Annotated in this window: 12 protein-coding genes and 1 tRNA gene; 7 read left to right on the top strand and 6 right to left on the bottom strand. The window is 62.9% G+C overall.

Annotation, left to right across the window (positions count from 1 at the left end):
• Window positions 1–2: 2 nt before the first annotated feature.
• Window positions 3–899 (bottom strand): hydrogen peroxide-inducible genes activator, encoded by an 897-nt coding sequence (locus ACUJ47_RS01870; protein WP_445536769.1) that lies wholly within the window; start codon window positions 897–899, stop codon window positions 3–5.
• A 10-nt stretch (window positions 900–909) separates the two neighbouring features.
• On the bottom strand, window positions 910–2,112 hold the full coding sequence (rnd, locus tag ACUJ47_RS01875) for a ribonuclease D (RefSeq protein WP_445536770.1): 1,203 nt from the start codon (window positions 2,110–2,112) through the stop codon (window positions 910–912).
• Between the two features lie 182 nt (window positions 2,113–2,294).
• On the opposite strand from rnd, the gene aspS reads away from it, so the two are divergent.
• The 4 genes from aspS (at window position 2,295) to mltG (ending at window position 6,759) form a co-directional block, all read left to right on the top strand.
• Window positions 2,295–4,091: an aspartate--tRNA ligase gene (gene aspS, locus ACUJ47_RS01880; protein ID WP_445536771.1), complete on the top strand. Its 1,797-nt coding sequence runs from the start codon at window positions 2,295–2,297 to the stop codon at window positions 4,089–4,091.
• A 106-nt stretch (window positions 4,092–4,197) separates the two neighbouring features.
• The gene (locus ACUJ47_RS01885; protein ID WP_354144587.1) at window positions 4,198–4,434 is read left to right on the top strand and encodes an acyl carrier protein; all 237 of its coding nucleotides are present in this window, start codon (window positions 4,198–4,200) and stop codon (window positions 4,432–4,434) included.
• Between the two features lie 98 nt (window positions 4,435–4,532).
• Complete coding sequence (gene fabF / locus ACUJ47_RS01890) at window positions 4,533–5,792, top strand: beta-ketoacyl-ACP synthase II (RefSeq protein WP_445536772.1); 1,260 nt, start codon at window positions 4,533–4,535, stop codon at window positions 5,790–5,792.
• A 1-nt stretch (window position 5,793) separates the two neighbouring features.
• Complete coding sequence (gene mltG / locus ACUJ47_RS01895) at window positions 5,794–6,759, top strand: endolytic transglycosylase MltG (RefSeq protein ID WP_445536773.1); 966 nt, start codon at window positions 5,794–5,796, stop codon at window positions 6,757–6,759.
• A 15-nt stretch (window positions 6,760–6,774) separates the two neighbouring features.
• Here mltG and ACUJ47_RS01900 read toward each other — a convergent pair whose 3' ends face one another.
• On the bottom strand, window positions 6,775–8,724 hold the full coding sequence (locus ACUJ47_RS01900; RefSeq protein ID WP_445536774.1) for an alkyl/aryl-sulfatase: 1,950 nt from the start codon (window positions 8,722–8,724) through the stop codon (window positions 6,775–6,777).
• Between the two features lie 77 nt (window positions 8,725–8,801).
• On the opposite strand from ACUJ47_RS01900, the gene ACUJ47_RS01905 reads away from it, so the two are divergent.
• Window positions 8,802–9,314 (top strand): 2'-5' RNA ligase family protein, encoded by a 513-nt coding sequence (locus ACUJ47_RS01905; protein ID WP_445536775.1) that lies wholly within the window; start codon window positions 8,802–8,804, stop codon window positions 9,312–9,314.
• A gap of 74 nt (window positions 9,315–9,388) precedes the next feature.
• Window positions 9,389–9,465, top strand: a tRNA-Met gene (locus ACUJ47_RS01910).
• Between the two features lie 58 nt (window positions 9,466–9,523).
• On the opposite strand, the gene ACUJ47_RS01915 is transcribed toward ACUJ47_RS01910, so the two are convergent.
• The 3 genes from ACUJ47_RS01915 to ACUJ47_RS01925 form a co-directional block, all read right to left on the bottom strand.
• Complete coding sequence (locus ACUJ47_RS01915; RefSeq protein WP_445536776.1) at window positions 9,524–10,036, bottom strand: VOC family protein; 513 nt, start codon at window positions 10,034–10,036, stop codon at window positions 9,524–9,526.
• Window positions 10,037–10,257: 221 nt separating this feature from the next.
• Complete coding sequence (gene cueR, locus ACUJ47_RS01920) at window positions 10,258–10,755, bottom strand: Cu(I)-responsive transcriptional regulator (RefSeq protein ID WP_445536777.1); 498 nt, start codon at window positions 10,753–10,755, stop codon at window positions 10,258–10,260.
• A gap of 46 nt (window positions 10,756–10,801) precedes the next feature.
• Window positions 10,802–13,147, bottom strand: coding sequence for a heavy metal translocating P-type ATPase (locus ACUJ47_RS01925; RefSeq protein ID WP_445536778.1), 2,346 nt, complete (start codon window positions 13,145–13,147; stop codon window positions 10,802–10,804).
• Between the two features lie 274 nt (window positions 13,148–13,421).
• On the opposite strand from ACUJ47_RS01925, the gene ACUJ47_RS01930 reads away from it, so the two are divergent.
• A complete protein-coding gene (locus tag ACUJ47_RS01930; RefSeq protein ID WP_445536779.1) occupies window positions 13,422–13,619 on the top strand; it encodes a heavy-metal-associated domain-containing protein in 198 nt (65 codons plus the stop codon).
• Window positions 13,620–13,659 lie beyond the last annotated feature (40 nt).

Consider the following 13,659-nt stretch of genomic DNA (forward strand, 5'->3'; position numbering starts at 1 on the left):
CGCTAGCCCGCGCGCAATTCTTCCGCCAGCAATTTGAATTCCTCGGAACGCGGGCTGTTCTTGCGCCAGATCAGCGCGATCTCGCGCCTGGCGCTGGCTGACTTCAGCGGGCGCGCCACGACATCGGTGCCGTTGAGGATGCCCGCATCCAGCGCCATTTCGGGCAGCATCGTCAGCCCCAGGTCATTGTTCACCATCTGCACCAGCGTGTGCAGCGAAGTGCCGATCATGGTGGCCGAGGCGCGCAGTTCGGGCCGGTTGCAGGCGGCCAGCGCGTGTTCCTTCAGGCAATGCCCGTCTTCTAGCAGCAGCAACCGTCCCTCATCGATCATCGCCGGGGGAATGCTGGCGGGCGGATCGCGCGGATCGTCTTTGGGGAAAGCGACGAACAGCCGGTCGTCCGCAATATGCTCCATTTCCACTTCGCCGGTGGGGAAGGGTAGGGCGAGCAACACGCAATCGACCCGCCCATGCTGGAGCGATTCGACCGCATCGTGGCTGGTTTCCTCGCGCAGCAGCAGCTTCAGCTCCGGCCGCTCGCGGCGAAGGCGCGGCAAAATGCGCGGAAGCAGGAAGGGCGCGATCGTGGGGATCACGCTCATCTTGACCGTGCCAGCCAGCGGCTTGCCCGCGGCCTGCACCAGGTCGGACAGTTCCTCAGCCTCGCGCAACAATCGGTGCGCCTTTTCGACCACCTGCTCGCCCAGCGTAGTGAAGCGCACCACGCGGCGGCTCCGCTCTACCAAAGTCACGCCCAGCAGCGATTCGAGTTCGCGGATCCCCGCCGACAGCGTCGATTGCGATACGAAGCAGCTTTCCGCCGCGCGCCCGAAATGCCCGTGCTCGTGCAGCGCGACGAGATATTGCAGCTGCTTGATCGTGGGGAGGTAGGTGCTCACGGGGCGCAGCTTACTCCGCGGCCTGCGGTTGTTCCATGATTGCCTGCATCTCGTCGATATGCGTCATGGTTAGCTTGCCGTTCCTGACCGCGAAGGCCAGCTTTCCGTCAACCAGTTCGAGCGCCTCGCGGCCGAAAACCTCAAAGCGCCAGCCCTGCAGCACCGGCAGGTCGCGCACACCGGCGGCGAGCGCTTCCATTTCCTCGGCGCGGGTCAGCAGGCGCGCGGCTACGTCGATTTCGCGCGCGCGGATCTTGAGCAGCAGCTTGAGCAGATCGGCCACCAGTGCGCCTTCCTTGCCCAGCGGGGCGCCGCGCTTCATTTTCTCGGGGATGTCGTCCTTGTCGAGCGGCTCGGCCTTCTCCAGCACCTTCATCAGGCGCTTGCCGATGTCATTGTCGCGCCATGCGCTCGACAGGCCGCGCACCTTGGCAAGGTCGGCCTGCTGGCGCGGCGGGTGGCTGGCTATGTCGGCCAGCGTCTCGTCGCGCATGATGCGGCCGCGCGGGATATTCTTGTGCTGCGCTTCGCTTTCGCGCCATGCGGCGAGCGCTTTCAGCCGACCGAGCACTTGCGGGTTGCGGCCCGGCTGGCGGATCCGCCGCCAGGCTTCGCCCGGATCGGTCAGGTAATTGGACGGATCGCCGAGCTTTTCCATCTCGGCGTCGAGCCAAGCGCCGCGGCCGGTCTTGATCAGCCGCTTGAGGATCTTGGGGAAGATCTTCGACAGGTGCGTCACGTCGCCAATGGCATATTCGATCTGCCGGTCGGTCAGCGGGCGCCTGCTCCAGTCGGTGAAGCGCGCGCCCTTGTCGATGGTCAGGCCCAGCCAGCTTTCGACGAGGTTGGCATAGCCGATCTGTTCGGACTGGCTGATCGCCATCATCGCGATCTGCGTGTCGAAGATGGGGTAGGGCGTCTTGCCGGTCAGGTTGACGATGATCTCGACATCCTGCCCGCCGGCATGGAACACCTTGAGCACCTCTTCATTGGCGGTCAGCAGTTCGAGCAGCGGCGCAAGGTCGATCCCGTCGGCCAGCGGATCGATTGCCGCAGCCTCTTGCTCATTGGCGATCTGCACCAGGCACAGTTCGGGCCAATAGGTGTTCTCGCGCATGAATTCGGTGTCGACCACGACGAACTCTGAAGTGGCAAGGCGGGTGCACAGCTGTTCCAGCGCCTCGGTCGTGGTAATCAGATCGTGTATTTTCATTCGTCTTTTCTTCGTGTCGGGCGGAGTGCCGCCCTCGGGCCGTGAGGCCCAGATTGGTTCGGGAGCCTTGACAAAAGCACCCTCTTCCCCTGTTAGCGCGCGCTTGATACCGCACACGGGTTCGCGCGCCTTTTGTCGGGCGCGCCCATAGCGCCATACACCCGAAAATGGAAAGATTTTAGATGCACGCCTATCGTACCCACAATTGCGCACAGCTTGGTGAAGCCCAGGTCGGCGAAACCGTGCGCCTTTCGGGCTGGATTCACCGCAAGCGCGACCACGGCGGTGTGCTGTTCGTCGACCTGCGCGACCATTACGGCATCACCCAGATCGTGGCTGACGAGGATTCGCCCGCGCTGGCGGTGCTCGAAGCTACGCGGGTCGAATCGGTCGTGACGATCGACGGCGTGGTAAAGGCGCGCAGCGGCGAGACCGTGAACGCCAACCTTTCGACCGGCGCGATCGAAGTGTTCGCGCGCGGCGTGATCGTGCAGAGCGCGGCCGAGGAGCTGCCGCTGCCGGTTGCGGGCGAACAGGAATATCCTGAGGACATTCGCCTCAAATACCGCTTCCTCGACCTGCGGCGCGAGACGCTGCACAAGAACATCATGACCCGCGTCGCCGTAGTGGCCGATATGCGCGAGCGGATGAAAGTGGCTGGCTTCAACGAATTCTCGACCCCGATCCTCACCGCGTCATCACCCGAGGGCGCGCGCGACTTCCTGGTGCCGAGCCGCATCCACGCAGGCAAGTTCTATGCGTTGCCGCAGGCCCCGCAACAGTACAAGCAGCTGCTGATGGTGGCGGGCTTTGACCGCTATTTCCAGATCGCGCCGTGCTTCCGCGACGAAGACCCGCGCGCCGACCGCCTGCCGGGCGAATTCTACCAGCTCGACCTGGAGATGAGCTTCGTCACGCAGGAAGAGGTGTGGGACACGATGGAGCCGGTGATCGCCGGTACGTTCGAAGCTTTCGCCGAAGGGCGCCATGTCACACCTTCGGGCAGCTTCCCGCGCATTCCCTATGCCGAAGCGATGCTGAAATACGGCAGCGACAAGCCGGACCTGCGCAACCCGCTGGTCATCACCGACGTGTCGAAGCATTTCGAGCAGTCGGGCTTCGGCCTGTTCGAGAAGATCGTCGGTTCGGGCGGCGTCGTGCGCGCGATCCCGGCGCCGGGCACGCATGAGAAGAGCCGCAAGTTCTTCGACGACATGAACGATTGGGCGCGCAAGGAAGGCTTCGCCGGCCTTGGCTATGTCACCCGCAAGGGCGGCGAATTCGGCGGCCCGATCGCCAAGAACCACGGGCCCGAGCGCATGGAGGAAATCTATGCCGAGCTGGGGCTGGGCGAGAATGACGGCCTGTTCTTCGCGGCGGGCAAGGAAGCCGACGCGGCCAAGCTGGCCGGTGCGGCGCGCATTCGCGTGGGCGAACAGCTTGAACTGATCGACAAGGATCGCTTCGAACTGGCCTGGATCGTCGATTTCCCGTTCTACGAATATGACGAGACCGAGAAGAAGGTCGATTTCAGCCACAACCCCTTCTCGATGCCGCAGGGCGGGCTGGAAGCGCTGGAAACGCAGGATCCGCTGACGATCAACGCCTATCAGTACGACCTCGTCTGCAACGGCTATGAAATCGCATCAGGCTCGATACGTAACCACAAGCCCGAAACGATGGTGAAGGCGTTCGAAATCGTCGGCCTGTCGAAGGCCGATGTGGAAGAGCGATTCGGCGGCATGTACCGCGCGTTCCAATATGGCGCGCCGCCGCATGGCGGCATGGCCGCGGGCGTCGATCGCATCGTGATGCTGCTGTGCGGCGCGCAGAACCTGCGCGAAATCACGCTCTTCCCGATGAACCAGAAGGCGGAAGACCTGCTGATGGGCGCGCCGAGCAATCCCGAGCCCAGGCAGCTGCGCGAACTACATTTGCGCGTGGTCGAGCCGCAGAAAGCGCTCGGAAGCGCGAACTGAAACCGCGCTTGGCAGGGGGCTGGGTTGCCCATGCCTCTTGCGCTGCGCCAATCCGTTCATTAGGGCGAAAGCCGCAATTCAAAACCCCAGGAACAGAGGGATCATTATGAGCGATACTGCCGACCGCGTGCAGAAGATTGTTGTCGAGCACCTTGGTGTCGAAGCCGACAAGGTTACCCAGGAAGCCAGCTTCATCGACGATCTTGGCGCAGACAGCCTCGATATCGTCGAACTGGTGATGGCGTTCGAAGAAGAATTCGGCGTGGAAATCCCCGACGATGCGGCTGAGAAGATCACCACCGTCGGTGACGCCACCAAGTATATCGAAGAGAACAAGGGCTAACACCCTTGTGGCTAGGGACCGTCGCCCTGTGCGGCGGTAACTGAACAGGCCCGACCCGTCAGCGGGCCGGGCCTGTGTCATTTTTCGGAGAGTAGCGAATGCGTCGTGTTGTCGTAACCGGTCTTGGCCTCGTCACCCCGCTTGGCGGCGATGTGGAAACGACCTGGCAGAACCTGATCGCGGGAAAGAGCGGCGCGGGGCCGATCACGCGCTTCGACGCGTCGGACCAGAAGTGCCAGATTGCCTGCGAAGTGAAGCCGGCGGATCATGAGTATGGTTTCGACGCCAACAAGCGCGTCGACCACAAGGTCCAGCGCCAGGTCGATCCCTTCATCGTCTATGGCATCGATGCCGCCGGGCAGGCGCTTGAAGACGCCGGCCTCGTCGACATGGACGATGATCTGAAACTTCGTACCGGCTGCTCGATCGGTTCGGGCATCGGCGGCCTGCCGGGGATCGAACTCGAATCGGTCAATCTGCACGAGCGCGGCCCGGGCCGCGTGTCGCCGCACTTCGTCCACGGACGCCTGATCAACCTGATCAGCGGCCAGGTCTCGATCAAATACGGGCTGATGGGTCCGAACCATGCGGTGGTGACCGCCTGTTCGACCGGCGCGCACTCGATTGGCGATGCCGCGCGCATGATCAAGGACGGCGATGCCGACGTGATGCTGGCGGGCGGATCCGAATCGACGATCTGCCCGCTTGGCGTGGCAGGCTTCGCGCAGGCCAAGGCGCTCAACATGAGCATGAACGACCGCCCGACCGAAGCCAGCCGCCCCTATGACAAGGATCGCGACGGCTTCGTGATGGGCGAAGGCGCAGGTGTTGTCGTGCTCGAGGAATATGAGCATGCCAAGGCGCGCGGCGCGAAGATCTATGGCGAAGTGGTCGGCTATGGCCTGTCGGGCGACGCCTATCACGTCACTGCACCGCATCCCGAAGGCAAGGGCGCGCAGCTGGCCATGGAAATGGCGCTGCGCAAGGCAGGGCTTGGCCGCGGCGACATCGACTATGTCAACGCGCATGGCACTTCGACCATGGCTGACACGATCGAGCTCGCCGCGGTAAAACGCGTGCTGGGCGACGATCTCTCGGGTGCGTCGATGAGCAGCACCAAATCCGCGATCGGCCATTTGCTGGGCGGCGCCGGAGCGGTCGAGGCGATCTTCTGCATCCTTGCGATGCGCGACCAGATCGTCCCGCCGACGCTCAACCTGCACAATCCGGACGAAGGCACCGAAGGTGTCGATTTGGTTCCGCTGGTGGCGAAGAAGCGCCAGGTGCGCGCCGTGCTCAACAACAGCTTCGGCTTTGGCGGCACCAATGCCTCGCTGGTGATGAAGCAGGTCGACTGACGTGAAACGGCTCGGCTGCCTCGTTGCGGCCATTGCAGTTCTGTTGATCGCCGGTGCGTTGGCGGTTTCGGTCCTCTTCGGCTCCGCCAGCGTCGAAGAGGAAACCTCCTTCGTAATCCCCTCGGGTTCTTCGCTGACCGCGGTTGCGGAGAAGCTGGAGGACGAAGGGCTGATCAGCTCGGCCGACGGCTTCGTGCTACGCGCGAGGCTGCTGGGCGGGAGCACTCCGATCCAGGCGGGCGAATTCCAGCTTGAGCCGGGCATGAGCCAGGCCGACATGCTGCGCGCGTTCCAGCAAGGCGACGTGATCCGCCGCTTCGTTACGATCCCCGAGGGCATACCTTCGATCCTCGTGCACGAACGGCTCATGGCCGAGGATTTGCTGACCGGCGATGTTGCCGTGCCTGCTGAGGGCTCGGTGCTTCCCGACACCTATGATTTCGAGCGCGGCGAAAGCCGCCAGGCGGTGCTCGACCGGATGCAGGCGGCGATGACCGCCTATCTCGCCGAGGCATGGGAGAAGCGCCGGGCGGACATCGCCGTCAGCACCCCGCGCGAAGCCCTGATCCTGGCATCGGTGGTCGAAAAGGAGACCGGCGTCCCCTCCGAACGGCGCATGGTGGCGGGGCTCTATTCGAACCGGTTGAAGATCGGGATGCGGCTGCAGGCCGACCCGACGATCATTTACCCGATCACCAGGGGCAAGCCGCTCGGGCGACGCATCCGCCGCTCGGAAATCGATGCGGTCAATGACTACAACACCTATTCGATGGCGGGCCTGCCCAAGGGGCCGATCACCAATCCGGGGCGCGAAAGCATTGCGGCGGTGCTCGATCCGGAGGGGACCAGCGCGATCTACATGGTCGCCGACGGCAGCGGAGGCCACGCCTTCGCCGATACCTATGCCGAGCACGAAGCCAATGTCGCGAAATGGCGCCAGATCCGCCGCGCGCGCGGCGAGATCTAGCGCCGCTTCGTTGGCCTAGGGCTTCACGATATCGAAGCTCCCCGGAAGCGGATCGAGCGCATCGAGCATCGCTTGCAGCGCGGCTTCGTCGCCTTCCACCTTCAACCCCGCGGCCTGCAACTGCGCGAGCGGCAATTTCAGGAACAGCAGCCCCAGCATGAACTGGCGCGGGCCGGATATGGTGACATCGGGCGCGGAAGCCGCATCGCCAACGCGCCCGATCATCACATTGCCATTGGCTTCGATCACGGCGGTCTCGTCGCGGTCGAGCAGGTTGACTTGCAGCGTGGCGTGATTGCGACTGAACCTGGCCGGATCGAACCGTGTCGCGGCCGAATCGAGCAGCAGGCTGGTGGGCACGGCGGCGATCAAATCGGGGCTTTGCGCTGAAGGAGCGTTGGGCCTGCCGTTGCGCAGCTCGTTGGCGGCGACCAGGAACTGATTGCGCCAGATCGCGCTTTCGGACTGGTAGCCCTGCTGCTCATAGCTGTCGGCCAGCAGCGATGCGGCCTCGGCATTGTCGGGCGCAGAGAACACGAGTTGCTGCAGTAGGTCGGACGACCAGCGATAATCGCCGCTCGCCATGGCATTGCGCGCCAGCGCGATCACCCGGTCCGCGCCGCCCATCGCGTCAATCATGCGCTGCGCCCGCGCAATCGGCGGATGCGCATGGAGGTTGGCGGGCACGGCGTCGTACCAGCCGAGGTAATATTGGTAGATCGCCTTCGAATTGTGGCTGTAGGTGCCGTAATAGCCATGCGTCGACCATTCCTGCGCCAGCTGCGGGGGCTGGGCGACGGCCTCGGCGATTTCCGTCATGGTGGCGCCCTGATTCATCAGGCGCACCGTCTGGTCGTGCAGGAAGCGGTAATTGTCGCGCTGCGCGCTGAGCCAGCTTGTCCCTTCCTTGTTTCCGAAGTGCGGCCAGCAATGACTGGAAATGACGACATCGCTCTTCGGCGCGAAGCGTTGCACCGCTTCATCCAGGAATTGCGCCCAGGCGCGCGCATCGCGCACCTTTGCTCCGCGCGGAGTGAGGATATTGTGCAGCGTGCAGGTCGCGATCTCTGCGGTCAGGAAAGTACGCGCGGGCGCGACATAGACGTTGAGCTCAGACGGTGCCTCGCTGCCCGATACGATCTGGAATTCGAGGTCGACCCCATCGACCGTGCGCGTCTCGCCGGTGCGGGTGATCGTGTCGCTTGGCGCAAGCAAGGTTATCGTGCCGCGCGAGACTGCTGAGCCGATGCCGCTGCCCATCTGGCCGTTGTTCCCCGGCATCAGGCCCATGCCAAACTGGAAATTGGCGCGGCGCTGCATCGCGCCGCCCGCCATCACGTTTTCGGACGCGGCCTCTTCCATGAAATGTTCGGGCGCGATGATCGCGATTTTCCCGGCGGCCACATCCGCTGCGCTGGCGACGCCGCGCACGCCGCCGAAATGGTCGGCATGGCTGTGGCTGTAGATCACCGCGCTCACCGGCCGCTCGCCTAGCGTCTCATTGACCAGTTCCAGCGCCGCCGCGGCGACTTCCTGCGTCGTGAGTGGGTCTATCAGGATCCATCCGGTATTGCCGCGCACCACGGTCATGTTCGAAAGGTCGAACCCGCGCACCTGCCACACGCCGTCGGCAACTTCGAACAGGCCGTGCTGCTTGAGGTAGCGCATGTGGCGCCACAGGCTGGGGTGGACGGTAGGCGGGGCGTCGCCTTCGACGAAGGCATAGGCGTCGAGGTCCCACACCGGATCGCCCTTCGCATTGCGGATCACCGGATCGGCACGAGTGGCCAGGAAGCCGCGCGTGGCGAAATCGGCGTCGCGCGTGCCATCAGGCGGCAATTCGGCGGCAGCGGCGCGCAGGGTCTCGATCGTCGCGGGGGAGGCTGGCTTGGCCCCTTCCTGCGCGGTGGCCGAAGCTGCAAGCGACACCCCGGCCAGCAGGCCGCAAAGCATGGCGATTCTCATGTCCCTCTCCCTTGTCTCGCGCACAGACTGCTCGATAAGTGGGGCAACGACAAGTGAGCAGCCGGGAGTCGCGGGCAATGGGAAGTTCGCCCTTTATCGTTACAGCCGCATTGCCCGACGACATATTCGCCTGGGCCGATGCGCTGCGGCGCGCGCATTTCCCGCCCGAGCGCAACCATTTGCACGCTCATGTCACGCTGTTCCATGCCTTCGCGCCGACGCTGTTCGAGGAATTGCGCGACTTCCTGCCGCGCGTTGTCAAGGATTTTCCGCCGCCCGAAGGCCGGATCGCGGGCCTGATGGATTTGGGCAAAGGAACCGCCATCGCATTGCAAAGCCCGCAATTGCTCGAAGTGCGGGCAAGGATCGCCGAGCATTTCCATGGCTCGCTGACCGATCAGGACCTGCATGAGCCGCGGCTGCACATCACCATCCAGAACAAGGTGAGCAAGGACGAGGCGAGGGCGCTGCAGGCCGATCTGCGCGACAGGATCGAACCGCGCGGCTTCGCCTTTCCGGCGCTCGAACTGCACATCTATCGCGGCGGGCCGTGGGAGTTTGTGAAACGCTGCGCCTTTCGGCGGCAATAGCGGTTGACCGGGGCGAAGCTCGGCCCTAAATGCGCCGCCTGCCGAGCGGGCGTTTGCCCCGGCATGCCCTTTGGGGCGGAGTAGCTCAGGTGGTTAGAGCAGCGGAATCATAATCCGCGTGTCGGGGGTTCGAGTCCCTCCTCCGCTACCAATTTCAAACGCTTCTTGATTGCGGCGCTCGACGTTAAACAAATCCCGGAGCCGCTCATTCAGCTTGGGCTGAGCAGCGACTGCCAGCGATCCAAATGCACCTGTAACAGCTCGATCAATGTTCCATCGGGATCTTTGCAAACTGCAATTTCGGCCATGCCATCATGTGCCGACTGCGGGTCGGAGATAAACTCAACCTCTTGCGCTTTGAGTGCCGCAAAGTCGCTCGCCAAATCGTTCGTGGCCAAGCACAAGCGGACCAGGCCAAGGTCCGCATTCTGAGCGGGCACATCCTGCGAAGTGTTCTCCAGTTCCATCAAATCTATCTTCGGGAAACCGTCGTTCAGCTGCATGATACACGCGCGACCCCGTGTCCCTTGTGCGATCCCCAGGGCTCTTGCGGCATTTGCCGACAATGCGCTCGGCCTTGGCGACATGTCCAATCCAAGGTAGGGAATCCCTGGAATGAAGACTTCAAATCCAAGACAACGGTAGAACGCGATCGAGCGATCCAGGTCGCTGACGTTGATATTTATATGCCCCCATCCAAGCTGCAATTTCTGGTTTGCCATAGAACCGAACCTCCGCACGTTCCCACCCTATTACAAATTGCAGAATATTGGCCGCAAGCGCGGCTCCATTTGCAAGCATGCTCGACCGCTTAAGGGAAAAGGCGTGCCACGGTTAGGCGGTTGGCGAACAGCGTTTCCCAGTCGGTGCAGACGCAGACTAGCCCGATAGCCAACACCGTTTGAATAGCACACCGCATAGCGCGGGTTCGAGTCACTACTCCTCAGCCAGGCTTCAATGGGCTTATTCCGAGAGGCTTTTTACGGCTGGCTGGACGGCTGGTCACGCCGAAACGAGGCGCCTCTCGCGTGACAGTCGAGCAATGTATGCCTTCGCCCTCGGCCAGCCCTTCGATGATCGGACAGTCGGGCCGGGCGTCGCCATGGCAATCGCGGACGAGCGTTTCCAGCGTGTCTATCATCTGTTCCAGTTCCACCTGCTTCGCCCTCAGGCGTTCGACATGGCCGAGCGCCAATGACTTGACGTCGGCGCTTGATCGCTCCCGATCAGACCAGAGCATGAGCAGGTCGCCGATCTGCTCGACCGTGAAACCGAGGTCACGCGCGCGGCGAATGAAGCGTAGCCGGTGGACATCGCTTTTGTCATAGTCGCGATAGCCGCTGTCGCGCCGGGCAGCCCTGGGGATCAGGCCGGTCTGCTCGTAATAGCGGATCATCTTTGCGCTGACGCCGGACGCGCGCGATGCTTGCCCAATGTTCATTGCGGTTCTCCTGCCTTTGCCCTTTATCGGATCAGCCTGTGCGGCCTCAAGCCAGTTTCGGCTCGGGACCATCGATGCCCGGGCTCGCAGGCCCGATGACGCTGCGGAAACGCTTGAGCCGGAGCGCGTTGGACAGCACGAACACGCTTGAGAACGCCATCGCCCCTGCCGCGAAGACCGGCGAGAGGAGGATGGCGCTCGAGGGATAGAGTACGCCCGCAGCTACCGGGATCAGTGCTGCATTGTATCCGAAGGCCCAGAACAGGTTTTCCTTGATGTTGCGGATCGTCGCCTGCGACAGGGCGATTGCATTCACCACGCCGCGCAAGTCCCCGGACATCAGGACGACATCGGCGGTCTCGATCGCGATGTCCGTTCCCGTCCCGATTGCGAGCCCGACATCGGCTTCGGCCAGCGCGGGGGCATCGTTGATGCCGTCGCCGACGAAGGCGACCGTGCGACCTCCCTTGCGAAGCTGCTTCAAGGCATCGACCTTTCCGTCCGGCAGCACTTCGGCGATGACTTCGTCGATGCTGAGCTGGCGCGCCACGGCTTCGGCCGTCGCCCGGTTGTCGCCGGTTATCATCGCGATCTTCAGGCCCAATGCATGCAATGCCTCGATCGCCGCAGGGGTCGTTTCCTTGATCGGGTCGGCGACCGCGATGATTGCCGCGAGTTTGCCGTCGATCGCGGCGTAGAGCGGCGTCTTGCCTTCGGTGCCGAGCCGCCGGGCGTCATCGGCGAAGGCGCCCAGATCGATGCCGTGCTTTATCAGGTATCGATCGGCACCCACCATCACCTTTCGCGCATCGACCGTGGCCGAGATGCCGAAGCCGGCCGATGCCTCGAAATCGCTCACCTTATGGCCAGGCAGCCCGTGCTCCTTTGCGGCGGCCACGATAGCCTCGGCGATCGGGTGTTCGGATTGCGTTTCGACCGCCGCGACCAGCGCAAGCACCTCGTCCTGCTCGAAACCCGGCGACGTGTGGAAATCGGTCAGATAGGGGCGCCCCATCGTCAAGGTGCCGGTCTTGTCGAGTGCTACGACTTCGACTGAGCGCAGCGACTGCAGCGCTTCGCCCTTGCGGAAAAGGATGCCCAGTTCGGCCGCGCGCCCGGTCCCGACCATGATCGAAGTCGGGGTCGCAAGGCCCATGGCGCAGGGGCAAGCGATGATCAGCACCGCCACGGCATTGACCAGCGCGAAAGTCAGCGCGGGATCGGGGCCGAACAGGAACCATACGAGGAAAGTGAGGAATGCTACGGCCATGACGGCCGGCACGAACCATGCTGTTACCTTGTCGACCATGGCCTGGATCGGCAGCTTCGCGCCCTGTGCCTGCTCGACCATGCGGATGATCTGCGCGAGCATTGTTTCCGCACCGACTTTGGTCGCGCGGAACGAGAATGCGCCCGACTTGTTGATCGTGCCGCCAACCACTTCCGACCCGGTCTGTTTCGCGACCGGAAGCGGCTCGCCGGTGAGCATGCTTTCATCAACATAGGAATGGCCTTCGATCACTTCGCCATCGACGGGGATCTTCTCGCCCGGCCGCACAAGAACCGTGTCGCCCGGAAGCACGTCCGCAATTGACAGTTCCAGGGTTTCACCATTGCGCGAGACGCGTGCGGTCCTCGCCTGCAATCCGACAAGGTGTTTGATCGCTTCGGAAGTTCGCCCCTTGGCTTTTGCTTCAAGGAAGCGACCCAGCAGGATCAGCGCCACGATCACAGCTGCCGCCTCAAAGTACACATGTACCGTGCCCGCCGGGAGGACCGAGGGCATGAAGGTAGCCACCACCGAGTACGACCACGCGGCTCCCATGCCGACAGTCACCAGCGAATTCATGTCAGGCGTGCCGCGCAGGATAGCCGGAACGCCCTTTTGGAAGAACCGCAGGCCGGGGCCGAACAGGACGGCAGTCGTCAATGCGAACTGGATGATCCAGCTTGCCTTGAGCCCGATCGTCGACATCACCAAATGGTGGATCGACGGCACCAGATGCGATCCCATTTCGAGAACGAAGACGGGCAGGGCCAGTATCGCGGCTGTAATCAGGGCACGGCGGAGGCCCGCCATCTCCTTTTCGCGTGCGGCGCGCTCGCGGTCTTCACCAGGCTGCTCGGTCGCAACCCGCTTCGGCTCATAACCAGCCTTGCGGATGGCGCGCTCGATATCCTCCAGCGTTGCCTGTTTTTGATTGAAGCTGACGCTGGCCTTTTCGGTCGCGAGGTTCACGCTGGCTCCGGTCACGCCGGGAACGGCCCGGACTGCCTTTTCGACATGGGCGACGCATGAAGCGCAGGTCATGCCCTCGACCGGAATGCTTATGGCGCCGGTTTCGAGGTCGTCCGTTTCGACCTTCCGACTCGCTGCGACTTGTTCAAGCATTGAATTTACTCCAGAATCTCATTTCGTGGAGTGAATCTGCGGCTTCCAACGTTGGTAAGGTCAAGTGAGATTCGCAAGAGAGAAAAATTCTTCTCGCGCCGGTCCCTCGAACTTGAATTTGCCGAGGATCGGGGACGACTCGCCCTCCAGCTTCCGCTTATGCATCTTACATCAAACAGAAATTCGGCGTTCGATTTTTTATTCGATTCCGCTTGACCTTGCCACGATGGCAAACCGGAAAAGGGTGGTCCCTCCAAATGCAAGGTGAAATGAAGTGACCACTCTTACTGTAAGCGGAATGAACTGCGCCTCGTGCGTTCGCACGATAACCAACGCAGTCCAGGGACTCGATCCGGCTGCGATGGTTGCGGTCAATCTGGCCGACAAGAGCGTCCAGACCAATGCGAACGTCACGCTTGAAGCGCTGAAGGCAGCGGTCGAAGCAGCCGGATACAACGCAGATCCGGCCTGAACCCCATAGCGGGTTTCAAGCCCTGGAGAGGTCCGTGGGG

It is taken from the genome of Altererythrobacter sp. Z27 (assembly GCF_052683155.1).